This window comes from Streptomyces sp. NPDC004542 (assembly GCF_040610035.1).
In the GTDB taxonomy this organism is placed as follows: Bacteria; Actinomycetota; Actinomycetes; order Streptomycetales; family Streptomycetaceae; genus Streptomyces.
Genome location: NZ_JBEXLP010000002.1, coordinates 163,886 through 189,336 on the forward strand (window position 1 = coordinate 163,886; position 25,451 = coordinate 189,336).

General features: G+C 71.8%; 28 protein-coding genes. 13 read left to right on the forward strand and 15 right to left on the reverse strand.

Annotated elements, in window-relative coordinates; genetic code table 11:
• Positions 1-31: 31 nt before the first annotated feature.
• The 3 genes from ugpC (at position 32) to ABZX30_RS02295 (ending at position 2,675) form a co-directional block, all read left to right on the forward strand.
• Positions 32-1,168 (forward strand): sn-glycerol-3-phosphate ABC transporter ATP-binding protein UgpC, encoded by a 1,137-nt coding sequence (gene ugpC / locus ABZX30_RS02285; protein ID WP_355927729.1) that lies wholly within the window; start codon positions 32-34, stop codon positions 1,166-1,168.
• A 211-nt stretch (positions 1,169-1,379) separates the two neighbouring features.
• On the forward strand, positions 1,380-1,841 hold the full coding sequence (locus tag ABZX30_RS02290; protein WP_355927732.1) for a hypothetical protein: 462 nt from the start codon (positions 1,380-1,382) through the stop codon (positions 1,839-1,841).
• Positions 1,842-1,943: 102 nt separating this feature from the next.
• Positions 1,944-2,675, forward strand: a complete 732-nt coding sequence (locus ABZX30_RS02295) for a nucleotidyltransferase family protein (protein ID WP_355927733.1) — start codon at positions 1,944-1,946, stop codon at positions 2,673-2,675.
• Between the two features lie 142 nt (positions 2,676-2,817).
• Here the strand turns inward: ABZX30_RS02295 and ABZX30_RS02300 are convergent, their stop codons facing one another.
• The 7 genes from ABZX30_RS02300 to ABZX30_RS02330 all read right to left on the reverse strand — a co-directional run bounded on the left by ABZX30_RS02300 (position 2,818) and on the right by ABZX30_RS02330 (position 10,089).
• Positions 2,818-4,536, reverse strand: coding sequence for a DoxX family membrane protein (locus ABZX30_RS02300; protein WP_355927736.1), 1,719 nt, complete (start codon positions 4,534-4,536; stop codon positions 2,818-2,820).
• A 136-nt stretch (positions 4,537-4,672) separates the two neighbouring features.
• Positions 4,673-5,614: a 23S rRNA (guanosine(2251)-2'-O)-methyltransferase RlmB gene (rlmB, locus tag ABZX30_RS02305; RefSeq protein ID WP_355927738.1), complete on the reverse strand. Its 942-nt coding sequence runs from the start codon at positions 5,612-5,614 to the stop codon at positions 4,673-4,675.
• Between the two features lie 101 nt (positions 5,615-5,715).
• On the reverse strand, positions 5,716-7,119 hold the full coding sequence (gene cysS, locus ABZX30_RS02310; RefSeq protein ID WP_355927741.1) for a cysteine--tRNA ligase: 1,404 nt from the start codon (positions 7,117-7,119) through the stop codon (positions 5,716-5,718).
• Between the two features lie 202 nt (positions 7,120-7,321).
• A complete protein-coding gene (locus tag ABZX30_RS02315; protein WP_355927743.1) occupies positions 7,322-7,726 on the reverse strand; it encodes a PPOX class F420-dependent oxidoreductase in 405 nt (134 codons plus the stop codon).
• Between the two features lie 43 nt (positions 7,727-7,769).
• Positions 7,770-8,273 (reverse strand): 2-C-methyl-D-erythritol 2,4-cyclodiphosphate synthase, encoded by a 504-nt coding sequence (gene ispF / locus ABZX30_RS02320; RefSeq protein WP_355927937.1) that lies wholly within the window; start codon positions 8,271-8,273, stop codon positions 7,770-7,772.
• A gap of 154 nt (positions 8,274-8,427) precedes the next feature.
• On the reverse strand, positions 8,428-9,180 hold the full coding sequence (gene ispD / locus ABZX30_RS02325) for a 2-C-methyl-D-erythritol 4-phosphate cytidylyltransferase (RefSeq protein WP_355927745.1): 753 nt from the start codon (positions 9,178-9,180) through the stop codon (positions 8,428-8,430).
• A gap of 426 nt (positions 9,181-9,606) precedes the next feature.
• Positions 9,607-10,089 carry a CarD family transcriptional regulator gene (locus tag ABZX30_RS02330; protein ID WP_003953493.1) on the reverse strand — a complete coding sequence of 161 codons (483 nt, stop codon included), beginning with the start codon at positions 10,087-10,089 and terminating at the stop codon, positions 9,607-9,609.
• 625 nt (positions 10,090-10,714) lie between these two features.
• Between ABZX30_RS02330 and ABZX30_RS02335 the strand changes: the two genes are divergently transcribed.
• The gene (locus ABZX30_RS02335) at positions 10,715-11,380 is read left to right on the forward strand and encodes a DUF461 domain-containing protein (RefSeq protein ID WP_355927747.1); all 666 of its coding nucleotides are present in this window, start codon (positions 10,715-10,717) and stop codon (positions 11,378-11,380) included.
• A 192-nt stretch (positions 11,381-11,572) separates the two neighbouring features.
• On the opposite strand, the gene ABZX30_RS02340 is transcribed toward ABZX30_RS02335, so the two are convergent.
• Entirely contained in the window at positions 11,573-12,253 is a 681-nt protein-coding gene (locus ABZX30_RS02340; RefSeq protein ID WP_010358452.1) for a response regulator transcription factor, read from the reverse strand.
• Positions 12,250-13,563: an ATP-binding protein gene (locus ABZX30_RS02345; RefSeq protein ID WP_355927750.1), complete on the reverse strand. Its 1,314-nt coding sequence runs from the start codon at positions 13,561-13,563 to the stop codon at positions 12,250-12,252. Before ABZX30_RS02345 ends, ABZX30_RS02340 begins: the two co-directional genes overlap by 4 nt.
• Positions 13,564-13,754: 191 nt before the next feature.
• Here ABZX30_RS02345 and phoU point away from each other — a divergent pair, with 191 nt between their 5' ends.
• The gene (gene phoU, locus ABZX30_RS02350; RefSeq protein WP_355927752.1) at positions 13,755-14,444 is read left to right on the forward strand and encodes a phosphate signaling complex protein PhoU; all 690 of its coding nucleotides are present in this window, start codon (positions 13,755-13,757) and stop codon (positions 14,442-14,444) included.
• A 293-nt stretch (positions 14,445-14,737) separates the two neighbouring features.
• Complete coding sequence (locus ABZX30_RS02355; RefSeq protein WP_355927755.1) at positions 14,738-14,893, forward strand: hypothetical protein; 156 nt, start codon at positions 14,738-14,740, stop codon at positions 14,891-14,893.
• 130 nt (positions 14,894-15,023) lie between these two features.
• Here the strand turns inward: ABZX30_RS02355 and ABZX30_RS02360 are convergent, their stop codons facing one another.
• Positions 15,024-15,380, reverse strand: a complete 357-nt coding sequence (locus tag ABZX30_RS02360) for a carboxymuconolactone decarboxylase family protein (protein ID WP_355927757.1) — start codon at positions 15,378-15,380, stop codon at positions 15,024-15,026.
• Between the two features lie 104 nt (positions 15,381-15,484).
• Between ABZX30_RS02360 and ABZX30_RS02365 the strand changes: the two genes are divergently transcribed.
• The gene (locus ABZX30_RS02365) at positions 15,485-15,793 is read left to right on the forward strand and encodes a hypothetical protein (protein ID WP_355927759.1); all 309 of its coding nucleotides are present in this window, start codon (positions 15,485-15,487) and stop codon (positions 15,791-15,793) included.
• Between the two features lie 133 nt (positions 15,794-15,926).
• On the opposite strand, the gene ABZX30_RS02370 is transcribed toward ABZX30_RS02365, so the two are convergent.
• A complete protein-coding gene (locus ABZX30_RS02370; protein WP_355927761.1) occupies positions 15,927-16,457 on the reverse strand; it encodes a GNAT family protein in 531 nt (176 codons plus the stop codon).
• Positions 16,458-16,691: 234 nt separating this feature from the next.
• Between ABZX30_RS02370 and ABZX30_RS02375 the strand changes: the two genes are divergently transcribed.
• Complete coding sequence (locus tag ABZX30_RS02375) at positions 16,692-17,210, forward strand: hypothetical protein (protein WP_355927763.1); 519 nt, start codon at positions 16,692-16,694, stop codon at positions 17,208-17,210.
• Positions 17,211-17,311: 101 nt separating this feature from the next.
• Positions 17,312-17,710 carry a hypothetical protein gene (locus ABZX30_RS02380; protein ID WP_355927766.1) on the forward strand — a complete coding sequence of 133 codons (399 nt, stop codon included), beginning with the start codon at positions 17,312-17,314 and terminating at the stop codon, positions 17,708-17,710.
• Between the two features lie 109 nt (positions 17,711-17,819).
• On the opposite strand, the gene ABZX30_RS02385 is transcribed toward ABZX30_RS02380, so the two are convergent.
• The gene (locus tag ABZX30_RS02385; protein ID WP_355927769.1) at positions 17,820-18,581 is read right to left on the reverse strand and encodes a phosphoglyceromutase; all 762 of its coding nucleotides are present in this window, start codon (positions 18,579-18,581) and stop codon (positions 17,820-17,822) included.
• A gap of 189 nt (positions 18,582-18,770) precedes the next feature.
• Between ABZX30_RS02385 and ABZX30_RS02390 the strand changes: the two genes are divergently transcribed.
• Positions 18,771-20,024, forward strand: coding sequence for an MFS transporter (locus ABZX30_RS02390; RefSeq protein WP_355927772.1), 1,254 nt, complete (start codon positions 18,771-18,773; stop codon positions 20,022-20,024).
• Between the two features lie 93 nt (positions 20,025-20,117).
• On the opposite strand, the gene ABZX30_RS02395 is transcribed toward ABZX30_RS02390, so the two are convergent.
• Positions 20,118-20,594, reverse strand: a complete 477-nt coding sequence (locus tag ABZX30_RS02395) for a DUF2000 domain-containing protein (RefSeq protein ID WP_355927775.1) — start codon at positions 20,592-20,594, stop codon at positions 20,118-20,120.
• Between ABZX30_RS02395 and ABZX30_RS02400 the strand changes: the two genes are divergently transcribed.
• Complete coding sequence (locus ABZX30_RS02400; protein WP_355927776.1) at positions 20,593-21,390, forward strand: AraC family transcriptional regulator; 798 nt, start codon at positions 20,593-20,595, stop codon at positions 21,388-21,390. The genes ABZX30_RS02395 and ABZX30_RS02400 overlap by 2 nt on opposite strands.
• Positions 21,391-21,490: 100 nt before the next feature.
• On the opposite strand, the gene ABZX30_RS02405 is transcribed toward ABZX30_RS02400, so the two are convergent.
• Both ABZX30_RS02405 and mshA read right to left on the reverse strand, forming a co-directional pair.
• Positions 21,491-22,000: a YbjN domain-containing protein gene (locus ABZX30_RS02405; protein WP_355927779.1), complete on the reverse strand. Its 510-nt coding sequence runs from the start codon at positions 21,998-22,000 to the stop codon at positions 21,491-21,493.
• Positions 21,993-23,330 carry a D-inositol-3-phosphate glycosyltransferase gene (gene mshA / locus ABZX30_RS02410; protein WP_355927780.1) on the reverse strand — a complete coding sequence of 446 codons (1,338 nt, stop codon included), beginning with the start codon at positions 23,328-23,330 and terminating at the stop codon, positions 21,993-21,995. The genes ABZX30_RS02405 and mshA overlap by 8 nt, the downstream gene beginning before the upstream one ends.
• Before the next feature lie 368 nt (positions 23,331-23,698).
• On the opposite strand from mshA, the gene ABZX30_RS02415 reads away from it, so the two are divergent.
• Entirely contained in the window at positions 23,699-24,436 is a 738-nt protein-coding gene (locus ABZX30_RS02415) for an LAETG motif-containing sortase-dependent surface protein (RefSeq protein WP_355927782.1), read from the forward strand.
• A gap of 133 nt (positions 24,437-24,569) precedes the next feature.
• Positions 24,570-25,307: a class I SAM-dependent methyltransferase gene (locus ABZX30_RS02420; RefSeq protein WP_355927940.1), complete on the forward strand. Its 738-nt coding sequence runs from the start codon at positions 24,570-24,572 to the stop codon at positions 25,305-25,307.
• The last annotated feature ends 144 nt before the right edge of the window (positions 25,308-25,451 follow it).

Genomic DNA, 25,451 nt, shown 5'->3' on the forward strand with positions numbered 1-25,451 from the left:
GTTCCTGCCGGTAGAAGGGGGCCCATTCACCATGGCCACTGTCTCGTTCGACAAGGCGACCCGCATCTACCCGGGTTCCACCAAGCCCGCCGTCGACGCGCTCGAGATCGACATCGAGGACGGCGAGTTCCTCGTCCTGGTCGGTCCGTCGGGTTGTGGAAAGTCCACCTCGCTGCGGATGCTCGCGGGGCTGGAGGACGTCAACGGCGGCGCCATCCGCATCGGTGACCGTGACGTCACGCACCTGCCGCCCAAGGACCGGGACATCGCCATGGTGTTCCAGAACTACGCGCTCTACCCGCACATGACGGTCGCCGACAACATGGGCTTCGCGCTCAAGATCGCGGGCGTCAACAAGGCGGAGATCCGGCAGAAGGTCGAGGAGGCCGCGAAGATCCTCGACCTCACCGAGTACCTGGACCGCAAGCCGAAGGCGCTCTCCGGTGGTCAGCGCCAGCGTGTCGCGATGGGCCGCGCGATCGTGCGTGAGCCGCAGGTGTTCCTCATGGACGAGCCGCTGTCCAACCTGGACGCCAAGCTCCGTGTCTCCACCCGTACGCAGATCGCCTCGCTGCAGCGCCGGCTCGGCATCACCACCGTCTACGTCACCCACGACCAGGTCGAGGCCATGACGATGGGCGACCGGGTGGCCGTGCTCAAGGACGGTCTGCTCCAGCAGGTCGACTCGCCGCGCAACATGTACGACCGCCCGGCGAACCTGTTCGTCGCCGGCTTCATCGGCTCCCCGGCGATGAACCTGGTCGAGGTGCCGATCACCGACGGCGGTGTGAAGTTCGGCAACAGCGTCGTCCCCGTCAACCGGGACGCGCTGAAGGCCGCCGCCGACAAGGGTGACCGCACGGTGACGGTCGGCGTCCGCCCCGAGCACTTCGACGTGGTCGAGCACAACGGCGCCGCCGCCTCCGCCCTGTCGAAGGACTCCGAGGACGCCCCGGCCGGTCTCGCGGTCTCCGTGAACGTCGTGGAGGAGCTCGGCGCCGACGGCTACGTCTACGGCTCCGCCAAGGTCGACGGCGAGCTCAAGGACCTGGTCGTCCGCGTCAGCGGCCGCGCGGTCCCGGAGAAGGGCGCCACGCTGCACGTCGTGCCGCGGCCGGGCGAGACCCACGTGTTCTCGACCTCCACGGGCGAGCGTCTCTCCGACTGAGACCGCTGCCCCGGGTGAAGTTCACCCGGTTGGACGAAGAGAGGCCCCGCAGCCTGCTGCGGGGCCTCTTCTCATGGCCGCCGGGCATCCCGGCAAGAGGGTCATTTCGAGCAGCGTGCGTCAACATCCCGCCCGGAACAGGGGGGTTCCCCATCCCCCGTAACGGTGACTGAATGTCTCCAAAACATTACGGCACGCTACTCTCACACGCGTGAAGCACTCCACCAACCCTCAGACGCGACGCGGCCACCGGGGCCCTGCCCGCCGGATCGGCCGCACCCTCGCCCTAGTCCTGCCCGTCGTCCTGGTGCTTTCCGGGACCCTCGCGGTCACCCGGGTCAACTGGTCGGGGAACCCCTCGAACTCGGTGCTGACCGCCTCGGACGTCGTCGGGGCCCACGGGGTCTCCCGGAACGTGACGCGCGCTCCGCAGGACGTGCTGCGCGGCCGACTGATGGACGAACTGCAGGAGAAGAACCCGGGCGTGGTTCTCACCCACCTCCAGCAGGCCGTCAACGGGCACCCGTCGCTGGCGAAGCACTGCACCTCGATCGCCCGTGCCCTGGGCCGGGCCGCGGTGCGCCGGTACGGCGCCCCCCGCGCGCAGTCGTACGCCCGTCCGGTGTGCGACACCTCCTACGCCTCCGGCGTGCTGGCCGCGACGCGCGGCTGATCCGGCCCGGAGGAACCCTGAGCGGTAAGCGGCGGGTAACGGCTGATTGAGGAGCCGGTTGCGTCCGCAAGCCGCGAGTGGGGCGCCGCGTACAGTTCGGGCATGACCGATCCGAACGCCGTGTCGCGCCCCACTCAAGCCGTTGTCCTGGCCGGTGGCCAGGGCTCCCGGCTGCGTCCGTACACCGACGACCGGCCCAAGCCGATGGTCGAGATTCCCGGCACGGGCACTCCGATCATCGGCCATCAGCTGTCCTGGCTCGCCGAGGAGGGCGTCACGGACGTGGTGGTCTCCTGCGGCCACCTCGCCGAGGTGCTGGAGAAGTGGCTGGCGAGGGCCGATCTGCCCGTCGCCGTCACGACCGTGGTGGAGTCGGAGCCCCTCGGCCGCGGTGGCGGCCTGAAGTATGCGGCCGCCCGTCTCCCGCACCCGGACCGCCCCTGGTACGCCACCAACGGGGACATCTGGACCCGTTTCTCGCTCCGCGACATGGCGGACTTCCACACCGAGCGCGACGCGGTCGCGACCCTCGCGCTGGCCCGGCCGCGCATTCCGTGGGGTGCGGTGAAGACGGACGGCTTCGGACACATCACGGACTTCATCGAGGCCCCGCCGTCGACCTTCGAGATCAACGCGGGTGTCTATGTGTTCTCGCCGGAGTTCGCGGGTCTGCTGCCCCAGCGTGGTGACCATGAGCGCACCACGTTCCCGCGTCTGGCGCGTGAGCGTCGGCTGGCGGGTTTCCCGATTCCGCAGGGCTCTTACTGGCGTGCCATCGACACGGCGAAGGATCTGACGGAGGCGGCGAAGGAGCTTGCCGCGCTGGGTCGCTGACGTTCGGCCGTCCGGTTCGGCCGTCCGGTTCGGCTGAGCGTGACGTCGGCCGAGCGTGACGGCGGCCGAGCGTGACGGCGGCCGAGCGTGACGGGGCCCCGCACCCTCGTGGGTGCGGGGCCCGTCGTCCGTCGCGGTGCCGCTAGCCGAGGAGGCCGTCCACCAGGCCCGGCTGGCCCGAGGAGGAGCCGTCGCTGCCGGGGCCTCCCATGGAGCCGCCGCCGGTCGCGGTGCCGCCGGAGGTCGGTCCCGAGGTGGTGCTGGGGGCCTGCTGGACCGGGGAGGTGCGCTGGGGCGGGGCCTGGCCCGCGGTGCCCTGGGGCTGGCTGGGTGTGCCGCCGGTGGTGGTACCGGTGGAGTGGGTGGCGCCGGGGGTGGTGGTGGCGCCGGAGGGGCTGGCGCCGGCACTGGCGCCGCCGGTGGACGGGGTGGAGGTCGGTGTCCTGCCGTGGGTCCTGCCGGGTAGCTCGGCGAGCGGGGAGCCGGGGAGGTTGTTGCGGGGGGCTTCGCCGGGGCCGGGGACGACCACGCGGTCGGCGTCGCGTACGGCGCCGCCGAGGAGCGAGCCGACGAGGAGGGTGACGCCGACGGTGAGGGCGGTGACGAGGGCGCCGCGGCGCAGGACGTAGCGGCGCAGCTCCCAGATGTCGGAGCGGGGTCCGAGGGTGCGCCAGGCGTTGCCCGCGAGGCGGCCGTCGACGGAGTAGACGGGCGCACCGGCGATGACCAGGGGCGACCAGGCGGCGAGGTAGATGATGTCGGGAGCGTCGTACGCGGGGACGGTCTTCCAGGTGACGGTGACGATGAGGGCGGCGGAGAGCATCGCGCCGAGGGCGGCGGCGACGCGCTGCCAGCAGCCGAGGATGGTCAGGACGCCGACGACGACCTGGAGGAACGCGATGACGAGGCCCGCGCCGACGGGGTGCTGGAGGGCGAACTGGCGCAGGGGCTCGGCGGCTTCCCAGGGGTGGAGGGTGTTGAGCCACTTCACCATGGAGCCGCGTTTTCCACCGTCGAAGTAGAGCGGGTCGCAGAGCTTGCCCATGCCGGCGTAGATGGAGATGAAGCCGAGGAAGAGGCGCAGGGGGAGCAGGACGACGCCGAGGTTCATGCGGCGGCCGGGGAAGTAGGCGTGCCGGGCCGGGTCGTCGGTGTGGCGTCTGGTGCGGGGGTCCGCCGGTGCGCCGTCGTGCTCGTCGTCGTATCCGCCGTCGTGTTCGTCGTCGAATTCGTCGTCGTATGCGTCGTCGTCCGGGCCGGCGTAGTGGCCTTGCGGGTCGGCGTAGGGGTGGTCGGGGTGGGCGGGCGGGTCGTAGGCACTGCCCACCGTGCGCAGCGGGGGCAGGATGCGGGTCTCGCCGGCGGCGGGGGCGCGCTGGTGGCCGACGACGGGGGTTTCGACGGTCTGCTGGAGCCCGTCGTAGGCGTCGTCGTGGCCGGTGGGGTAGCCGGTGGTGGGGTAGCCGCCGTGGTCGCCGACGCGGGGGATGACCTGCGTGGCTCCGGCGTCGGCGGCGGGTTCGTCGGCGTACCGGACGCTGCCGCCCCGCACGGCCTGGAGCAGCCGGTGGGCGCCGGTGTCGTCGGGGGCGGAGCGACCGCTCCAGACGAGGGGACGGCGACGGGGGGCGCCCACCGTGGGGACGCGGGCGGCGTTCTCGGTGGCGCTCGGGTACCGGGCGATCCGTTGGGATCGCGTTCGCCGGCTCGAGGCGCCCAACTGCACGCGGAAGCTCGCGTGGTTGACGATGACCTGCGCCGGATCGCTCGGCACCTTCACCATGCTCAGCGCGGGAGCGTCGTCGAATCCCGACGAGCGGTCCCCCGTGGGTGTGCGGGGTGTTCTGGTGTCCACACTCATCTAACCGAGTGACGTGGTGTTAGGACACTGCTGTGACCGGCCGGATGTGTCCGGACCGCGTCAATCTCGTACGTGTCGCCCGTCTCGACCCGTACGAGTGACCCCGAGTACGCCTGTTCAGCCGGGCCGGCCGGCCTCAGGCGCGCCGGCGCGCGGCTTCGTACAGCACGATCCCCGCCGCCACACCCGCGTTGAGCGACTCGGCGCCGCCCGGCATCGGGATGCGGACCCGGAAGTCGCAGGTTTCGCCGACCAGCCGGGACAGGCCCTTGCCCTCGCTGCCGACGACGATGGCGACGGGTCCGCCGAGGGCTTCGAGCTCGCCGAGTTCGACGTCGCCGTCGGCGGCGAGGCCGACGACCACGATGCCGGCCTTCTTGTAGGCCTCGAGGGCGCGGGTGAGGTTGGTGGCGCGGGCGACGGGCGTACGGGCCGCGGTGCCGGCGGAGGTCTTCCAGGCGCCGGCGGTCATGCCGGCGGCGCGCCGCTCGGGGACGACGACGCCGTGGCCGCCGAAGGCGGAGACGGAGCGGACGACGGCGCCGAGGTTCCGCGGGTCGGTGACGCCGTCGAGGGCGACGATGAGGGGGTCCTCACCCTCGTCGTAGGCGGCGGTGGCGAGGTCCTCGGGGTGGGCGTACTCGTAGGGCGGGACCTGGAGGACGAGGCCTTGGTGGTTGAGCCCGTTCGTCATCCGGTCGAGCTCGGGGCGGGGGGCCTCCATGAGGTTGATGCCGCCGCGGTCGGCCACGAGTTGCAGCGCCTCGCGGACCCGCTCGTCGTTGTCGATGAACTGCTGGACGTAGAGCGTGGAGGCGGGGACGCCCTCGCGCAGGGCCTCGACGACCGGGTTGCGCCCGACGACCAGTTCGGAGGCGGACCTGCCGCCGCGGCCCCGTGCCGTGGGGCGGCGCACGGCCTGCTTCGCCTTGGCGTTGGCGATGCGGTTCTTCTTGTGGCCCTTGCGCATCTCGGCGGGCGGGGTCGGGCCCTTGCCTTCGAGGCCCTTGCGCCGCTGGCCGCCACTGCCGACCTGCGCGCCCTTCTTGCCGGACATGCGGCGGTTGTTTGCGGCCATGACCTACCTGTCTGTGTGAAGCGTGCGTGTGTGCGTATAGGCAGTGTGCCGCCCGGAGAGCCGGGCGGCACAATCGATCAAGGAATCGACCAGCGGGGGGGTCAGCGCGGGCCGAGGCTCCAGCGGGGTCCCTGCGGGCTGTCCTCGATGGTGAGTCCCGACTGGTTGAGCTGGTCGCGGATGGCATCCGCGGTGGCCCAGTCCTTGCGGGAGCGGGCGGCCTCGCGCTGGTCGAGGACCATGTGGACCAGGCTGTCGACCACGCTGTGCAGGTCTTCGCCGCGGTCGGCCGCCTCGCCGGCCCAGTGGGCGTCGAGCGGGTCGAGGCCCAGGACACCGAGCATGGCGCGCACCTCGGCGAGGCGGGCGACGGCGGCTTCCTTGTCGTCGGCGGCGAGGGCGGAGTTGCCCTGCCGGACGGTGGTGTGCACGACGGCGAGGGCCTGCGGCACGCCGAAGTCGTCGTCCATGGCCTCGGCGAAGGCGGGCGGGACCTCGGCGGACGGCTCGACCGCTCCCCCGGCCTTCTCGACGACGCGCTGGACGAAGCCCTCGATGCGCGCGAACGCGGACTCGGCCTCGCGCAGGGACTCCTCGCTGTACTCGATCATCGAGCGGTAGTGCGGGGTGCCGAGGTAGTAGCGCAGGACGATGGGGCGCCACTGCTTGACCATCTCGGAGACCAGCACGGAGTTGCCGAGCGACTTGGCCATCTTCTCGCCCGCGATGGTGACCCAGGCGTTGTGCAGCCAGTACTGGGCGAAGTCGTCGCCGAAGGCCTTGGCCTGGGCGATCTCGTTCTCGTGGTGCGGGAAGATCAGGTCGATGCCGCCGCCGTGGATGTCGAAGGCGCGGCCGAGGTACTTGTGCGCCATGGCCGAGCACTCCAGGTGCCAGCCGGGACGGCCGGGGCCCCAGGGCGTGGGCCAGGTGGGTTCGCCGGGCTTGGCGGTCTTCCACATGGCGAAGTCGCGGGGGTCGCGCTTGCCGGTCTCGCCCTCGCCCGACGGCTGCAGCAGGTTGTCCAGCTCCTGCCGGGACAGCTCGAGGTAGCCGGGGAAGGAGCGCACGTCGAAGTAGACGTTGCCGTCGGCCTCGTAGGCGTGTCCGCGCTCGATGAGCGTCCGCATCATCTCGACCATCTCGGGCACGTGGCCGGTGGCGCGCGGTTCGTACGTCGGCGGGAGGCAGCCGAGTGCGTGGTAACCGTCGTTGAAGGCGCGCTCGTTCTCGTACCCGATCGCCCACCAGGGCCGGTTCTGCTCGTGGGCCTTGGTGATGATCTTGTCGTCGATGTCGGTGACGTTGCGGACGAACGTGACGCGGTGGCCGCGGTACTCGAACCAGCGGCGCATGACGTCGAAGTTGAGGTACGAGCGGACGTGCCCGATGTGCGGGGGGGCCTGCACGGTGGCGCCACACAGGTAGATCGAGACACGGCCCGGCTCGAGCGGGGTGAAGTCACGGATCTGCCGGGCGCTGGTGTCGTACAGGCGAATCGTCACGACTCCAGGGTAGTGGGCGCGGGGCAGTGCCTCGCGACCCTTCTACCGAAGGGCCACGTATTCGTGACACAGCGGGCGCCACGGGACGCCAGAGGCTGTTTCCCTTTCAACCTGTCCGGGCCGGCCGGCTCACGAACCCCCGCTCCCAAGGGCCCCGCTCACAGGGGCCCCGCTCCAAGGGCCCCGCTCACAGGGGCCCGGCTCACAGGCTCCCCACGACCTTCCGGGGCCGGACCCGCACGACCACGCGCTCCGCATCCTTGGCGGAGGCCGGGTTGAACTCGGCGTACGGCTTCCCGGTGTACTTCAGGCTCAGCTCGTCGATGAGCTCCTGGCCGCCTTCGGTGGTCATCTCGGCGGTGCCGCGGATCTCGGCGTACTCGTACGGGGACTCGGGGTCCTGGACGACGATGCCGGCCCGGGGGTCGCGGTCGAGGTTCAGCTTCTTGCGGCGGTCGACGGTGGTGGAGATCAGGACGTCGTCGCCGTCCCGCTTCGCCCACACCGGGGAGAGCTGGGGGCTGCCGTCGGGCTGGACGGTGCCGAGCACGACGAAGACCGGGCTGTCGAGCAGGGCCTTGAGGCGGTCGGAGAGCGCGGCGGGCATGAGGGTACCTCCTGGGCCTGGGTCAGTGGTCAGTGGTCAGTGGTCACTCCGCGGGTACCCTCGCACGCTCTCGGCTCACCCGCACCACGAGCGCCGTCGCCACGGCCATCAGGCCCTCGTCGCGGCCGGGGAAGCCGAGCCCGTCGGTGGTGGCCCCGGAGACCGAGACGGGGGCGCCCGCCGCTTCGGAGAGGATCTTCTGGGCCTCGTCACGGCGCTTGCCGATCTTCGGGCGGGGACCGATCACCTGCACGGCGACGTTGCCGATCCGGAAGCCCGCCTCGCGGACGATCCGGGCGGCCTCTGCCAGCAGGGTGGTCCCGGAGGCGCCGGACCACTCGGGGCGTCCGGTGCCGAAGTGCTGCCCGAGGTCGCCGAGGCCCGCGGCCGAGAAGAGGGCGTTGCAGGCGGCGTGCGCGACGACGTCGGCGTCGGAGTGGCCGGCGAGGCCGGGTCCCTCGCCCTCCCACCTCAGGCCGGCGCACCACAGCTCGCGTCCGTCCTCGAAGGCGTGGATGTCGGTGCCGATGCCGACCTGCGGCAGCACCGGCGGCGCCTCGGGAGCCCGCGCGGTCTCGGAAGTCCCCGCCGTCCCGGACGTCCCCGCCGTCCCGGACGTCCCCGCCGTCCCGGACGTCCCCGCCGTCCCGGACGTCCCCGCCGTCCCGGACGTCCCCGCCGTCCCGGACGTCTTCGCCGTCTCAGAACCCATCGTTGAGCCTCCTGCGGGCGAGGACCGCCTCGGCGAGGACGAGGTCGAGCGGGCGGGTGACCTTGAAGGCCTCCTCGTGGCCGGGGACGGTCACGACGCGCAGGCCGAGCCGTTCCACCATGCTCGCGTCGTCGGTGACGTCGCCGGTGACGCTCTCGTGGGCGCGTACGAGGGTGTCGCGGTCGAATCCCTGGGGGGTCTGCACGGCGCGCAGCCGCGCCCGCTCGGGCGTGGCGACGACCGGCTCCGGCTCGCCGGGGGTGGTGGCCGGCTCGACCTCCTTGACGGTGTCGGCGAGGGGCAGCGCGGGGACCACGGCCGGTGCGCCGTCGCGTACCGCCTCGATGACGGCGTCGACGGTGTCCACCGGGACGAGCGGGCGGGCGGCGTCGTGCACCAGTACGACGCGGTGGTCGGGCGGGAGGGCCTCGAGGCCGAGCCTGACCGACTCCTGGCGGGTCTCGCCGCCGGGGACGACCAGGAAGTCGGTCCGCTCGGGCAGCGCGTGCGCGTCGAGGAGGGATTTGACCTCGGCGGTGCCGTCGGGGGGTGCCACGACGATCACCAGGGCGACGGCGCGGGAGGCGGCCATCGCGCGGACCGCGTGGATGAGCATGGGTGTGCCGCCCAGCGCGCGGAGTGCCTTGGGGGCGCCCGGACCAAGGCGTACGCCCCGGCCGGCGGCCGGAATGACGGCGGCGACGGGCGCCGGCGCGGGCGAAGGGCGCGAATCGTCAGACATCGGTTCCTGTCAGGTTTGTGTGCGCGGCCTGCGTGGGTATGGCCTCAGCGTGCCACTGGGCGCGCGTCTTGACCGGACCCTTCCGTGACACCGGTCGAGTCGGCTGCCCGGGCCCGGCACGAGCAGTATCGGGGGCTTTCCCCGGTGGCGACGAAGCATCGGTGACTGCGGGTGGTTGCGGCAGTCGCGCAGGCGAGTCGTACCGGGTTGTACGGGTCGCACGTCATGTACGGCGGCAGTCATCACCAGTCACGTCGGCGACGGCGGCGACTGCGCGAGCACGCGTATGCACATGCCGCAGCGCCCGGCGACAGGTGGTGTGTCATCGGGCACCGCGGCATTTCGCTGTGACGAGCGTGCCGAACGGGCAGAGACTTTCGAAAGGCAGAGCCTGTCGAAAGTCAGAGCCTGTCGGAGGCCGGTCCGTCAGGACGCGAGGACCTCGTCGAGCAGGGCCTCGGCCTTGTCCTCGTTGGTGTTCTCCGCGAGGGCGAGCTCGCTCACCAGGATCTGGCGCGCCTTGGCGAGCATGCGCTTCTCACCGGCGGAGAGTCCGCGCTCGCGCTCGCGACGCCACAGGTCACGCACGACTTCCGCGACCTTGATGACATCGCCGGAGGCGAGCTTCTCCAGATTTGCCTTGTAGCGACGGGACCAGTTCGTGGGCTCCTCGGCGTACGGCGCGCGCAGCACCTCGAAGACCCGGTCCAGCCCGTCCTGACCGACCACATCACGCACGCCGACGAACTCCGCATTGTCCGCTGGCACACGCACTGTCAGGTCACCCTGGGCGACCTTCAGCACCAAGTAGGTCTTGTCCACGCCTTTGATCTGGCGAGTTTCGATGGCCTCGATCAGCGCGGCCCCGTGATGGGGATAGACCACGGTGTCGCCAACCTTGAACGTCATGTGACAGGTACCCCTTCCGTGGCTATCCAGGGTAACACGGATACGGCGTCTTCTGAATGGCGTTTTCGCAGGTCAGGGCATATCTCAGGGCTTGACAACAACGACAGGAACGTGCTTCGGACGGTGCGCGGAGGCAGGTATTCGCAGGTGGGAGCGGCTCTCCGGGCGAGGTGAAACGCGTACGTTACACACATCCGGAGACCCCCCCGATGGGCTGAACGTCCAGATTTGTCCGGTTCCAAGTGTGCGACTTGCGCTACTCCGTTCGGTGCCCGGAGCCGGATACGCGGCGAATCCGGAATTGATCACGACGCCGTCGCGAGCGGCCGGCTGATCGGCGTACTCATCAGTAGGTGATCAATGCGTGATCGATATCCGGGTGGCCGCGGATTCCTTCACCGAAGATTTGCGAGCCGCGTTATGTGAATGCCGGACGAGGAGCCGGTCAATGCGGTTCGGGAGTCACCGGAGGGGCCCGGCGTACCGCCTGCCGGAGGGAAGCGGGGGCGTTGGGGAGGGTCGGGTGCGGACGGTCGGGAACGGCTCGGTAACCTGAGGTCGCTGACAGAAACTTAGGGCGGCTTTATAAGGAGGCCGCCCCTGCGTTCAAGGAGTTGCCGCCGCCGTGAGCAGCAGCCTTCGACGCGGCGCCCTCGCCGCCTCCGCCATCGCGTTCTCGATCGCCTCGCTCGCCGCCTGCGGCGCCGGCAACGACTCACAGACCCTGCAGATCAAGCCGGACAACGCGGCCACGTCGGTGGGCACCATCAAGATCCAGAACGCCACCGTCATCACCCAGCCCGACATGCAGTCGACGGGCCCGGCCGTGGTCTCCGCCACCATCTTCAACGGCGGCACCACGCCCCAGACCCTCGACTCGGTCACCGTCCCCGGCACCGGCAAGACCGCCAAGCTCAGCCCCGCCAAGGGCCAGAGCCTCAGCATTCCGGCCGGCGGCTCGCTGATCCTCGGCGGCAAGGACAACGCCTCCGCCGTGCTGGACAACACCAGCGAGGCGCTCCAGGACGGCAACGCCCAGAAGGTCACCTTCACCTTCAGCAAGACCGGTGACGTGAGCCTGCGCGCCTTCGTCTTCCCGGCCAAGAGCTACTTCAGCTCGTGGGGCCCGAGCGAGATCCCGACGGCGTCGGCCGCCGGCTCGCCCGCGGCCGGCGCGACGGCGGGCGGCAACTCCAAGCCGTCGAAGGGCGAGTCCCCCTCCCCGACCGACTCCGCCACCGCCGACGCCACCCCGAGCGACTCCGCGTCCGCTTCGGCCGCGGGCCACTGAGCAACGCCCGAAGGGCGGCACCCCGGGAGGGGTGCCGCCCTTCGGACATCACGCACGACGTCCGCGTACGGCTCACGCCCCGCGCTCTGCGCTCTGCGCTCTGCGCTCTGCGGCCTACGGCTCGCCACTGCGCCTGACTCCGTCCGGCAGGCAGAGCCACGGCCCACCCGACCGAACGGACACCAGGGCCGATCAGGGCTCGAACTTGTACCCCAGCCCGCGCACCGTCACCAGATACCGCGGCGCCCCCGGGTCCGGCTCGATCTTGGCGCGCAGGCGCTTGACGTGGACGTCGAGGGTCTTGGTGTCGCCGACGTAGTCGGCGCCCCAGACGCGGTCGATCAGCTGCATGCGGGTGAGGACGCGGCCCGCGTTGCGCAGGAGCATCTCGAGCAGGTCGAACTCCTTCAGCGGAAGGTCGACCTTGGAGCCGGACACCGTCACCACGTGGCGGTCGACGTCCATCCGGACCGGACCGGCCTCCAGCGCGGCCGGGGTGACCTCCTCCGGCTCGCCGCGCCGGCGCAGCACCGCGCGGATGCGGGCGACCAGCTCGCGCGAGGAGAAGGGCTTGGTGACGTAGTCGTCGGCTCCTATTTCCAGGCCGACCACCTTGTCGATCTCGCTGTCCTTGGCGGTCACCATGATGACCGGGACGTTGGAGCGGCCGCGCAGCTGGCGGCACACCTCCGTACCGGGCAGCCCCGGCAGCATCAGGTCGAGGAGGACGAGGTCGGCGCCGTTGCGCTCGAACTCGTCGAGTCCGTCGGGGCCGGTGGCGGCGACGGCCACCTCGAAGCCCTCCTTGCGGAGCATGTACGACAGGGCGTCGGAGAAGGACTCCTCGTCCTCGACGACGAGCACTCGGGTCACGGAAGGACCTCCGGGGCGGGAAGCGTTTCGTACGCGGTTGAGTCGGGGGATGTGGAGGACGGCCCGGCCTCTTCGTCGAGGTCGGGGTGCTGCTGGGCGCGGTCACGGGCCGCACCGGCCTCCGGCAGCCGCAGGGTGAAGGTGGAGCCCTGGCCTTCGGCGCTCCACACCGTGACCTCCCCGCCGTGCGAGGCGACCACGTGCTTGACGATGGCCAGGCCCAGGCCGGTGCCGCCGGTGGCCCGGGAACGGGCCGGGTCGACCCGGTAGAACCGCTCGAAGATGCGCTCCTTGTCCTTGTCCGAGATGCCGATGCCCTGGTCGGTGACGGCGAGCTCGATCATGTCGCCGCCGGGCGCGCTGATCCGGCGGGCGGCTATGCCCACGCGAGTACGGGCCGGGGAGTAGTTGACGGCGTTCTCGACGAGGTTGCCCAGGGCGGCGGCGAGCTGCCCCCGGTTCCCCCAGACGTACAGGTCGGCCGTGCCGCCCGTCCGTCGTCCGCCACCACCCTGGTCGGCCCCTTCGGGCGTCCATACGTTCGAGGCCATCGTGATCTGTTTGGTGCCGGCCTGGTGCCGGCAGCGGTCGACGGCCTCGGCGACGAGTTCGTCGACGCGGACGGGTTCGGCGTCCTCGAGGGGGTCGTCGTTCTGCACCCGCGAGAGATCGATGAGCTCCTGGACCAGGTTGGTCAGGCGGGTGGCCTCGATCTGCATGCGGCCGGCGAAGCGCTGTACCGCCTCCGGGTCGTCGGAGGCGTCCATGACGGCCTCGGACAGGAGGGAGAGCGCGCCCACCGGGGTCTTGAGCTCGTGGCTGACGTTGGCGACGAAGTCGCGTCGTACGGCCTCGATCCTGCGGGCCTCGGTGAGGTCCTCGACGAGCAGCAGCACGAGCCGGGAGCCCAGCGGAGCGACCCGTGCGGAGACGGCGAGCGCCTCCCCCCGCCCCGTCCCGCGCCGCGGGAGGTCCAGCTCGACCTGCCGTATCTCCCCGTCGCGTCTGGTGTCCCGGGTCATCTGGAGCATGGGTTCGACGGCGAGCTTGCCGCCCCGCACCAGCCCGAGGGCGTATGCGGCGGAGCTGGCCTTGACGACGGCGTCGGCCTCGTCGAGCACGACGGCCGACGAGCGGAGAACGGAGAGGACCGTGTCCACTCCGGGCGGGAGTACGGGATCGGTGTGCAAGGAAGTCCTGGTGGGTCGCTTCTGGTCGCGTTCGCTCCAGCGGAACGCCAGCATGGCGATGACGCCGGTGAGCACCCCGGCGATCGCTGCCGCTGCGGCGACCGCCGCGTTCACGTCCATGCTGCAAGGTTAGGCATGGGATACCTCCTGGCCACAGCCGTCGACGTGCGAGCTCGAACACTCGTCGCCCAGAGTTCACCTTGGAGCCAGTATTGGTTCATTTGGGGTGGCAGAAACGGACGCGTACGGCCCGGAACGTGGGAGCGTGGGGGTCGCACCGCCCCGAAGCACACGTACGAGAGGGAACCCTGATGCGGGACGCGTACCACGAGGAACTGGACTCGATCGGCGACGGTCTGGTGGAGATGGCCCGGCTGGTCGGGTCGGCGATCGGACGCGCCACGACGGCCATCCTCGACGCCGATCTCAAGCTGGCCGAAAGCGTCATCGAGGCCGACAAGAGGGTCGACGAACTGCAGCACGACCTGGAGGCGCGGGCCATAGCCCTGCTGGCCCGCCAGCAGCCGGTGGCGACGGACCTGCGGATCGTCGTCACGTCCCTGCGCATGTCGGCGGACCTGGAGCGTTCCGGCGACCTCGCCCAGCACGTGGCGAAGCTCGCGCGCCTGCGCTTCCCCGAGCGTGCGGTTCCCCAGGACCTGCACGCCACCATCCTGGAGATGGGCCAGCTCGCCCAGCGCCTGATGGCGAAGGCCGCCGAGGTCATCATCACGAAGGACGTCGACCTCGCGCTCCAGCTGGAGCAGGACGACGACGAGATGGACCTGCTGCACCGCACCCTCTTCCAGCACCTGATCGACGAGCGCTGGAAGCACGGCATCGAGACGGCCGTGGACGTCACCCTCCTCGGCCGCTACTACGAGCGCTACGCCGACCACGCCGTCGCGGTGGCCAAGCGCGTCGTCTACCTGGTGACGGGCGAGCACGCGGACGAGATCCAGACGGACATCCAGCCGGTGACGGGGGTGGAGGGAGCGTAGCCCTCCGGGGGCCGGTCCGGGTCCGGGGCCGATCCAGGGGCGGGGCCGGTCCGGGTCCGGGTCCGGGGCGGAGGCAGGAGCCGAGGGCGGGGTCCGGGAACGCGGGCCGCCTGGTCAGGGTTTGCGCCCCACGGCCCGAGGGCCGGCGGCCCGGCGCGTCGAGCGGGTCGTCGCCCGGGGGGCTCGGAGGCTGCCGGGCGGGGCGGGCGGGCGCCACCGTGCGCCGTTGATGCGCCCGCCGGGCCGGGCATGAAATGGGCAAAGGCACCAGGCCCTATCCACTGGGAGGAACCATGGCCGAATCCCCCAGCACCACGCCCGACCCCACGCAGCAGCACGAGACCGACCAGCCCGCCGACCTCAGGAGCCTCCCGCTCATCGCCTCCTGCGGCTGCGGCTCGGGATGCGGCTGCGGGTGCCAGTCGGGCGGCACGTGCCAGTGCGGCTGAGGGCAGTTGCCGCCAGATACGTCGAGGGCCCCGGCGATCACTGATCGCCGGGGCCCTCGACGTACACCGTGGGAGATCGAACGGGCCCCCGGCCACTGCTGAGCGCGGTCGGCGGCCCGGGTTCCCCTTCTCAGGCTTTGCCCCTGCTCTGGGCCTCCGCCTCCGCGATCGTCTCGGCCTCGGGCTCGGCGAGCGCGAGGGCGAGACCGAAGGCCTTGGCCATGTGGCTCGCGGCGGACATGACGCGGGCCGTGCCCACCACGGGGGCGATGGCGACGAGGACGTCCTGCAACTGCTCGGTCGTCAGGTTCGCGTCGGCCGCGGCACCGGCATGGGCGAGGTAGGAGACCGCCGGCGCGTCCATGGCGACGAGCGCGGCGACACGGGTCAGGATGAGCGTGCTCACGTCCAGCCCACACCGTTCGATCGAGTCGACCGTCATGGCGGTGAGCGTGTCGAGGACGGGAGCGTCTGAAGCGGTGGCCATCTACGGACCGCCTTCCTGGGTTGAGAGCTGACGCTCTTCCTTGGTGAGAGCTGACGCTTCGCACGGTAGGACCCGGCACGGCATCCCCACTTCACCCTCTGGGGGTGAGAGCGTCGTCCTCGGCCTCTACGTCCTGGGCCGGGCACGCCACCGCCCCAGCGGCAGCCACCGGCACCGGCGACCCGCGCCATGTCGTCGACTCGGCGGTCATCGTCCGGGCCACGCCGGTGGTCGTCACCGGCCGCGCCGAGGCGCAGGCGTACGACGACCGGGCCGGCGCCGTCGCGGCCGTACCGTGGACCTCGTCCCGCGAACTCGCCGGCGGCGATCTCACCGGCAACCGCGTGACCGCCCTCGGCAGGACTTCAGGCCCGACACCGGCGTCATGGCGCGACGGTCAACGCCCGCCGTGAGCGCGCGAGTCGAGGTCGGCCACCCTGACTTCGTGATCGGCAGTGATGGTTGAGGGCGGGTCACAGGGACGCGGGGCAGCGGTCGTGGCTCTACGGGCGGCGGGAGCCGAGGCGGAGGCCGCAGGACGCGGCGTCAGACCTCGGGGACGAGGCTGAGGCGCAGGCGGACGTAGCGGGCGCCGCCGGGGCCGGGCCGGTGGTGTCCGTCCGGCTTCCACCCATGCCGGGCATAGAAGGCCTGGCCTCGGCTGTTGCGTTCCCAGGCCTCCAACACCCCTGTGTCCAGGGCTCGGTCGCGAAGAAACCGCACGAACGCCGCGTGCAGACAGCCGCCGATGCCCTGCCCCCAGAGGCCGGGGCGCACGTGGATCTGGTAGAGCTGCCCCACGGCCGTGGCATCGACATCGGCTTCGTAGGGAGGGCCCATCGCGAGTACGCCCACCACCTCGCCCTCTCGTTCCGCGCACAGCACAGTCCTGTCGTCGGCCTGGACGGCGCGCAGCCAGGCTTCCCGTCGGCCGGTGCGCGTGCCGGGAGAGACGAGGTCCGCCTCCGACAGCCCGCCTGCCCGGTAGTACGCCGTGCGGGCGAGTGTGTGCAGGTCGGTGATCTGGTCGACGTCGTCGGGGTGCGCGGTCCGCAGGAGGGGGCGAGAAGTCGTCACGGTCGGTCGACGCTCGGGGCGCGAGAGGTGGTTCCCCTGCCGGCCCTTGTCGGCCGCTGCCGAATGGTCGCCGCCGCGGCAGGCGAGGCGGCCGGTAAGGCGGTGACACCCGAAAGGACCATGATCGAAATGCGGTCCGCGTCGCGTGACTCGACGATGGCCATGAAGGGCGGAGCGCGAAGCTTGAAACGGCCGAGCACTCCGCCGAGTCATGCGCCAAAGAAAGAGGGAACCATGACGACAACGACGGAGACTCCCACTCGGGAAAAGGCTGGAGCGGGCCAGGAGGAGTTCGGCGAGGAATCCGCTATCGGCCCGCTCCTGCTGGCAACGATGCTGGCCCGTCGTGAGGAGCGTGGCGAGGAGTCGATCATCGAGCACCCCCTCCTGCTGGCCGCGCTCATGCGTGGCCGCCGCGAGGAGCGCGGCGAGGAGCCCATCATCCAGCACCCCCTCCTGCTGGCCGCGCTCATGCGTGGCCGCCGCGAGGAGCGCGGCGAGGAGTCGATCATCGAGCACCCCCTCCTGCTGGCGGCGCTCATGCGCCGCCGCCGCGAGGAGCGCGGTGAAGAGCCCATCATCCAGCACCCCCTCCTGCTGGCCGCGCTCATGCGTGGCCGCCGCGAGGAGCGCGGTGAAGAGCCCATCATCCAGCACCCCCTCCTCCTCGCCGCGCTCATGCGTGGCCGCGAGGAGCGCAACGAACCGCTGATCCAGCACCCCCTCCTTCTCGCCGCTCTGATGCGCCGCTAAAGGAATCGGTCCACGCCTGCCCTCCGATTGTTGCGATTCGTTGCGATCGTCAGCATCGGAGGGCAGGCCCCGTACGGCAATCGAAGACTTGAGGAACCACAATGGCAGCTGAGCCCGGCGGAGAATCGGATCGGGACCCCTTGGAGGCCTTCATCGACGAGGTCTTCGAGGAAATGGTGCGCGAGACCGGAATTCCGCACACCAGCACTGGTGTCAGGCATGGAAAGGACCCATTGGCGGGTGCCCTGATGGAAGCGGCCGTGGCAGCGCTGTCCCGGCCTCCCTCCCGTTCCTCGGAATTGGAAAGGATGCTGTTCGCGCAGACTCTGGCGACCGCCCTGGCGAACTCCCTCGCACCCGCCCTGGCAGATGTGCTGGCTTCGGAGATCATGAAGGTGCTGAACCACCACGCCGCCTCCCATCACAGCGACACCCAGGAATCCGTCGGCGGGGTCGGACGCGGCCACCGCGCCTCCGGTGGCGGCGGCGGACGCTCCTGAGCAGGCCCCGTGGACGCCGCGGATCGCCACCCGCGCCGGCACCAGGACCGACAGGCCCCCGACCCGCCGCTCTCCGGCGGGTCGGGGGCCTGTCGATACCGGTGCCGCGTTACTTCTTCTTGCCCTGGTTCTTGACCGCTTCGATGGCCGCCGCGGCGGCGTCCGGGTCGAGGTACTTGCCGCCGGGGGTGACCGGCTTGAAGTCGGCGTCCAGCTCGTAGGAGAGGGGGATGCCCGTGGGGATGTTCAGGCCCGCGATCTCGGCGTCGGAGATGCCGTCGAGGTGCTTGACCAGGGCGCGGAGGCTGTTGCCGTGGGCGGCGATCAGGACCGTGCGGCCGGCCAGGAGGTCGGGGACGATGCCGTCGTACCAGTAGGGGAGCATGCGGACGACGACGTCCTTCAGGCACTCCGTCCTCGGGCGCAGCTCCGGGGGGATCGAGGCGTAGCGCGCGTCGTCCGACTGGGACCACTCGGCGCCGTCCTCGAGCGGGGGCGGCGGGGTGTCGTAGGAGCGGCGCCAGAGCATGAACTGCTCCTCGCCGAACTCGGCCAGGGTCTGGGCCTTGTCCTTGCCCTGGAGGGCGCCGTAGTGGCGCTCGTTCAGGCGCCAGGAGCGGTGGACGGGGATCCAGTGGCGGTCGGCGGCCTCGAGGGCCAGCTGCGCGGTGCGGATCGCGCGCTTCTGGAGGGACGTGTGGACCACGTCGGGGAGCAGGCCGGCGTCCTTGAGCAGCTCACCGCCGCGGACCGCCTCCTTCTCGCCCTTCTCGTTGAGGTTGACGTCCACCCAGCCGGTGAACAGGTTCTTCGCGTTCCACTCGCTCTCGCCGTGGCGGAGGAGGATCAGCTTGTACGGTGCGTCGGCCATGCCCCAGAGCGTAATCCACGCATTCGGACCATGGCCCGGGCCGCCCGGAAGGTGGACGGTCCCGGGATCCACGGCAGGGGTCGGAGCCGGTGGCCGTCATCGGGTCCGTTAATACGGTGGCTCGCGCCCCCGTCGTTCACGTAATTTGTGCTCGCCGCATGAGCCACTTACACCCGGGGAGCCGAGCCCATGACCGCCGCCCGTATCGGACGCGCCGCCCGCGATACCGTCTCCGGTCTCCCCCGCGAGTTCTGGTGGCTGTGGACCAGCACCCTGGTCAACCGGCTCGGGGCGTTCGTGGCCACCTTCATGGCGCTCTACCTGACCATCGACCGGGGGTACTCGGCGTCGTACGCCGGTCTGGTCGCCTCCCTGCACGGGCTCGGCGGGGTCGCCTCCTCGATCGGCGCGGGTGTGATGGCCGACCGGCTCGGGCGGCGGCCGACGATGCTCCTCGCCCAGGTGTCCACGGCCGGGGCCGTGGCGCTGCTGGGGTTCGTGAGTGGTCCCGTCTCCATCGCCGCCGTCGCCTTCCTGGTCGGCATGGCGTCGAACGCGTCGCGGCCCGCCGTGCAGGCCATGATGGCCGACATCGTCCGGCCGGAGGACCGCGTCCGGGCCTTCTCGCTCAACTACTGGGCGATCAACCTCGGCTTCGCCGTCTCCTCCATGGCCGCCGGCTTCGTCGCCGAGGTCAGCTACCGGGCGGGCTTCCTCATCGAGGCGGGGATGACGCTGGCGTGCGCGATCGTCGTCTTCGCCCGGCTGCCCGAGTCGCGGCCGGCGCCCACCGCCAAGGAGAGCGGGGCCGACGTCGGTCTCGGGACCGTGCTGCGCGACCGGCGGTACATGGCCGTCGTGGGCCTGTCCTTCCTCGTCGCGCTGGTCTTCCAGCAGGGCTCGGTCGGCCTGCCGGTGGCGATGGGGTCGGCCGGGTTCTCGCCCGCGGACTACGGCATGGCGATCGCCGTCAACGGCGTGCTGATCGTCGCGCTGCAGATCCCCGTCACGCGGTTCATCGAGCACCGGGACCCGCGCACGCTCCTCGTCGTCTCCTCCCTCCTCGCCGGGTACGGCTTCGGGCTCACCGTCTTCGCCGGGTCGGTCGGCGTCTTCGCGCTCACGGTCTGCGTCTGGACGCTGGCCGAGATCGTCAACGCCCCCGTGCAGACGGGGCTCGTCGTGCGGCTCTCGCCGGTGCACGGGCGTGGCCGCTACCAGGGCGTGTACACCCTGTCCTGGTCGGTCGCCGCGCTGGTCGCCCCGCTGATGTCCGGCGCGGTGATCGACCGGCTCGGCGCCAAGTGGCTGTGGGGGATGTGCGCGGTCGTCGGGACGGTCGCGGCACTGGGGTACGGGCTGCTCATGCGGCGGCTTCCGCGGGAACGGCGGGCCACCGGGCCGGCCACGGTGGACGCCGGGCGCGAGGTCACGGCCACCTGACGGCAGAGGTGACGGCCACCTGACGGGACCGGCCCTTACGGTGCGCACCGGTGAGGACCGGTGCGCACCGGTCCTCACGGGTCCCACCGGTCCTCACGGGTGCAGCCGCGCGCCCTTCACCACCTTGTCCACCGCGTTCCTCGGCCCGTACACCGCCAGCCCCACCAGGTCCAGGCCCGCCGTGCCCACCGCCCGGACGGCCGCGCGGTTGTCACGGTCGTTGCCCGTGGCGAAGAGGTCCGAGGTGAACAGGGCTCGCGGCAGGGCGCGGGACAGCGCCCGGCCGTGTGCCGCCGTCAGCGTCTCCTTGGCGGCCTCGAAGACCAGCACCGGCTGGCGGAACATCGGCAGGTACGGCACCCCGTCGGCGTCCTCGTACGGCTCCCCGATCACCTCGGGGACCGTCGTACCGAGGCCGCTGACCAGGAAGGAGGTGACATTGAGGCGCTGCCAGGTCTCGAGGTCCTCGCGCAGCAGTACGGCGATCTTCGTGTCGAAGCGGATGGGTTCAGTGCTCATGGGACGAGACTGCCGACCGCCGTGCGAGGTGGTCTTGTACGTTCTTTGCATGACCGCCCGGCAGGAAGTCAGCGCGTGGCGCCCCCGTGTCCCGGGCGTCACCGAGGTCTTCCACGCCCACTTCACCGAGTACGCCTACCCGATGCACGTCCACGACGCCTGGACGCTGCTCATCGTGGACGACGGGGCCGTGCGGTACGACCTGGAGCGGCACGAGCACGGCACCCCGCACGACACGGTCACCCTGCTCCCGCCGCACGTGCCGCACAACGGCTCCCCGGCCACGCCGGACGGCTTCCGCAAGCGGGTGGTGTACCTGGACAGCAGCCGGCTGGGCGAGGAGCTGATCGGGGCCGCCGTGGACGGGCCCGACCTCAGGGATCCGGTACTGCGGCTGCGGGTCGGGCAGTTGCACTCCGCCCTCGCCCGGCCCGGTGACGAGCTGGAGGCGGAGAGCAGACTGACCCTCGTCGGGGAGCGGCTGCACGACCATCTGCGGGGCGGGGGCGAGGCGCCGCGGGCCCTGCGCGATCCGGGACTCGCCCGGGAGCTGCGGGAGTTGGTCGACGCCCGGGTCGTCGAGGGCGTCTCGCTGGAGGAGGCCGCGCGGCTGCTGCACGCCCATCCCGCTCATCTGGTCCGGGCGTTCAGCGGGGCGTACGGCATCGCGCCGCACCAGTACCTGATGTCACGCCGGGTGGAGCGGGCCCGCCGGCTGCTGCTGGACGGGCTGCCGCCGGGCGCGGTGGCGGCGGCGGCCGGGTTCTACGACCAGGCGCATCTCACCCGGCACTTCAGGAAACTGGTGGGCGTGACGCCGGGGCGCTACCGGCGCAGGTCCCGCTGAGCCCCGGGCACTGGGCGCCGGGCACTGGGCTCCGGGCGCCGGGCGCCGGGGACTGGGAACTGGGCGCCGGGCGCTGAGCCTCGTACAGGATGAGGCCGGGTCAGTCGGCCGGGCGCTGGGTGAGATGGCTGAACGCGTCGAGGTTGCGCGTCGACTCGCCGCGGGACACCCGCCACGCGTACTCCCTGCGGATCGCGGAGGCGAAGCCGAGCTCGAGGAGCGTGTCGAAGCTGCCGTCGGCGGCCTCGAGGACCTGGCCGAGCAGGCGGTCGGTCTCGTCGGCGGTGACGGCGGCGAGGGGCAGGCGGGTGGTGACGTAGATGTCGCCGAGCCGGTCGACGGCGTAACCGATGCCGTACAGCTTGAGGTTGCGCTCCAGGAGCCAGCGGTGGACGGCGGCCTCGTTCTCGTCGGGGTGACGGATGACGAAGGCGTTCAGGGACAGGGAGTGCCGGCCGACGAGGAGGGAGACGGTGGTCGACAGCTTGCGGGTGCCGGGGAGCCGCACGACGTAGTTGCCGGGCTCCGGACTCTCCCATTCCAGCTCGGCGTCCTTGAGGAATTCCTCGATGACCCGCGCCGCCCGCTGCTGTTCCGCGACCTCACCCATGGTGGGAGCGTACGCGACGGCGGTACGACTGGGCCGCGGCCGTGTACACGTCGGCGGTGGCGGCGGCCGAGGCGTCCCAGCCGAAGGACCGGGCGTGCCGGGCGGCGGCCGAGCCCATGCGGGCCGCGAGTGCCGGGTCGTCGGCGAGACGGCCGAGGACGCGCGCGTAGGCGGCCGGTTCGTGGCCCTGGACGAGGAATCCGGTCTCCCCGTCCCGCACGGCCACCGGGAGACCGCCGACCGCCGCGGCCAGCACCGGCGTGCCCGTTGCCTGCGCCTCTATGGCGACCAGCCCGAAGGACTCGCTGTAGGACGGCATGACCAGCACGGAGGCGGCCCGGAACCAGTCGGCGAGCTGCTCCTGCCCGACGGGCGGACGGAACCGTACGACGTCGGCGATGCCGAGCCGCGCGGCGAGCTTCTGCAGGCCCTCGGGCTTGGCGAGGCCGCTGCCGCTGGGGCCGCCGACGACGGGCACGACGATGCGGGAGCGCAGCTCGGGGCGCTCGTCGAGGAGGACGGCGACGGCCCGCAGGAGGACGTCGGGGGCCTTGAGGGGCTGGATGCGGCCCGCGAAGACGGGGATCAGGGCGTCCTGCGGCAGGCCCAGGCGGGCGCGGGCGGCGGCCCGGCCGTCGGCGGGGCGGAAGCGGTCGAGGTTCACGCCGGGGTGGACGACGGCGACCTTGGCGGGGTCGGCCGCGTAGTGCCGGACGAGTTCGTCGGCCTCCTCGGCCGTGTTGGCGATCAGCCGGTCGGCGGCGGCCACTATCTGGGTCTCGCCGATGACCCGGGCGGCCGGCTCGGGGGTGTCGCCGTCGGCCAGGTTGGCGTTCTTGACCTTGGCCATGGTGTGCATCGCGTGCACCAGGGGCACGCCCCAGCGCTGGGCGGCGAGCCAGCCGACGTGACCGGAGAGCCAGTAGTGGGAGTGCACGAGGTCGTAGTGGCCGGGGCGGTGGCCGGCCCAGGCCTGCATCACCCCGTGGGTGAAGGCGCACAGCTGGGCCGGGAGGTCCTCCTTGGCGAGACCCTCGTAGGGGCCGGCGTCGACGTGCCGGACGAGGACGCCCGGGGCCAGCTCGACGCTGGGCGGGAGGCCTCCGGAGGTGGCCCGGGTGAAGATCTCCACCTCGATGTTGATCGCGGCGAGGCGCTGGGCCAGCTCCACGATGTAGACGTTCATGCCGCCGGCGTCGCCGGTGCCGGGCTGGTGGAGCGGTGAGGTGTGCACGGAGAGCATGGCGACGCGGCGGGGCCTGCGGTGCAGCCTGAGCCGCGAGGGGGCCGCCGGAGAGCGACGCCCGAGCCTGCTGCCGTAGTGGCTCACGTGGCGTTCCTCCTTGCTGCGGTCATGCCTGCCGGAGGACCGCGCGCGCCCTCCGAAGGGGTGCAACAGCGAAGGAGTGCCCCGCCATTTCCCGATCAACCGTCTTTACTCAATCATGACCATTGATCGCTCAACCGTTCGAGCGCGTGGTGCGTGGGTGACGGGACGACACGTGGTACGTGAGCGGCACGCGCCGAGCACCGGGCACCGGGCGCGAGACATCCTGACGGCGTGTCCATGACCACCCCTTGACCAGCCGCCGACCACCCCTTCATCGGCTTTTGACCTGCGGTGATACAACCTTTGACAGCGCAGTCACGGGGCTTGTACACGTGGCGGGCTCCGGCTCGTCAACCGTAAGGACAAGCGTGTCCCCGTCCCGCCACTCCCGCCGCACCACCAGGGCGGTCCGCGTCCTGGGCACCTCGGCCGCCGCGGCCGTGCTCTCCGTCGCCGCCGCCCACACGGCGCTCGCCTGCACCATCGGCGACTTCTCCGCGGAACCCGTCTGTGACGCCGAGGGCAAGGGCGTCGTCCGCGTCACCGACAAGGACCCGTCCGGCACCCCGGCCACCATCAGCCTCTACGTGCAGCTGAGCATGCCCGGAGGGGAGCGGCACGTCGACACCCGGACCATCGACCACCCGACCGCACAGGGCGTGAGCGTCGACCTCACTCCCCTGGACTGGTACCCCGGCGAAACGTTCCGGGTCCACGTCAAGGCGGGCGACCGGGTCGACGAGGACATCGAGCCGATGGTGGTCGTGCCGGACGTCACGTGCGAGGCCTCCGCCTCGGCCTCCGCTTCCGCGTCCGCCTCCCCGTCCGCCTCCGCCTCGGCGCCCGCCTGGCCCTCGGCGTCGTCCGAGCCCACGTCCGGCTCCTCCCCGACCCCGCTCACGATCCCCTCGCAGAGCGGCAGCGGCGCCGCCCCCACGCCGACGGCGAGCAGCGCCCCGTCGGCCGCGGGCGGCGGCACCCACCTCGCCGAGACCGGCGCGGGCAACGGCACCCCGGTGGTCGCGGCCACCGCGGCCGCGCTGGTCGTGGCCGGCGGCGGCATCGCCCTCGCCCTGCGCCGCAGGACGGCACACCGCTCGCGCTGAGCGCCCGCCTACCCTCGTAGGCATGACATCCCGCGCGACGCCCCTCCCCCACGCTCGGCATCGCTCGAGCGGGGGGACTCCCGTCGTGGGAACGGTGACGCGCGGGACGACCAACCCCAACCGGCTGCGCCGCATGGACCGCTGGATCGCCGCCACGCACGGCGCCGCGCTGCGCCGGGCCGCCGACCCGGTGGCGGTCGACCTCGGCTACGGGGCCGCACCCTGGACGGCGGTCGAACTCCTCGGCCGTCTGCGCACGGTGGCGCCCCGCGCACGCGTCGTCGGCGTAGAGATCGAGCCCGCCCGGGTCGCGGCGGCCCAGCCGTACGAGCGGGACGGTCTGGTCTTCCGGCACGGCGGGTTCGAGGTCCCCGTCCCCGGACGGCCGCAGCTGATCCGGGCCGCCAACGTCCTCAGGCAGTACGACGAGGACCAGGTGGCCGCCGTCTGGGAGCGGCTGTGCGCGCGGCTCGCCCCCGCGGACGGGCACGGGCGGGGCGGGCTGCTGGTGGAGGGCACCTGTGACGAGATCGGGCGGCGGCACGTGTGGGTCGCGCTCGGCCCGGAGGGGCCCCGGACGGTCACCTTCGCCACCCGGCTGGGCTCCCTGGAGCGCCCCTCGGACCTGGCCGAGCGGCTGCCGAAGGCGCTCATCCACCGCAATGTGCCGGGCGAGCCGGTGCACGCCTTCCTGCGGGACTTCGACCGCGCCTGGGCAGCCGCGGCGCCCTACGCCTCGTACGGCGCCCGCCAGCGCTGGATCCGCGCGGTGCGGGACCTGGCCGCCGACTGGCCGGTGACGGACTCGCCGGCGCGCTGGCGGCAGGGCGAAGTGACCGTGACGTGGGGGGCGTTGGCGCCGCGGGGCTGAGCCCCGACGGAACGGTCTCCGTGAGTCGTTCGTCACAATGACGGGGAGAGCGTCATGCCGGGGAGGACATGGGGGGAGGCACCCGACCGGGCACGACCTCTGTCGTTTTGCGCCGCGCCGTGGCACGATCCCAGGCGTCCGTAA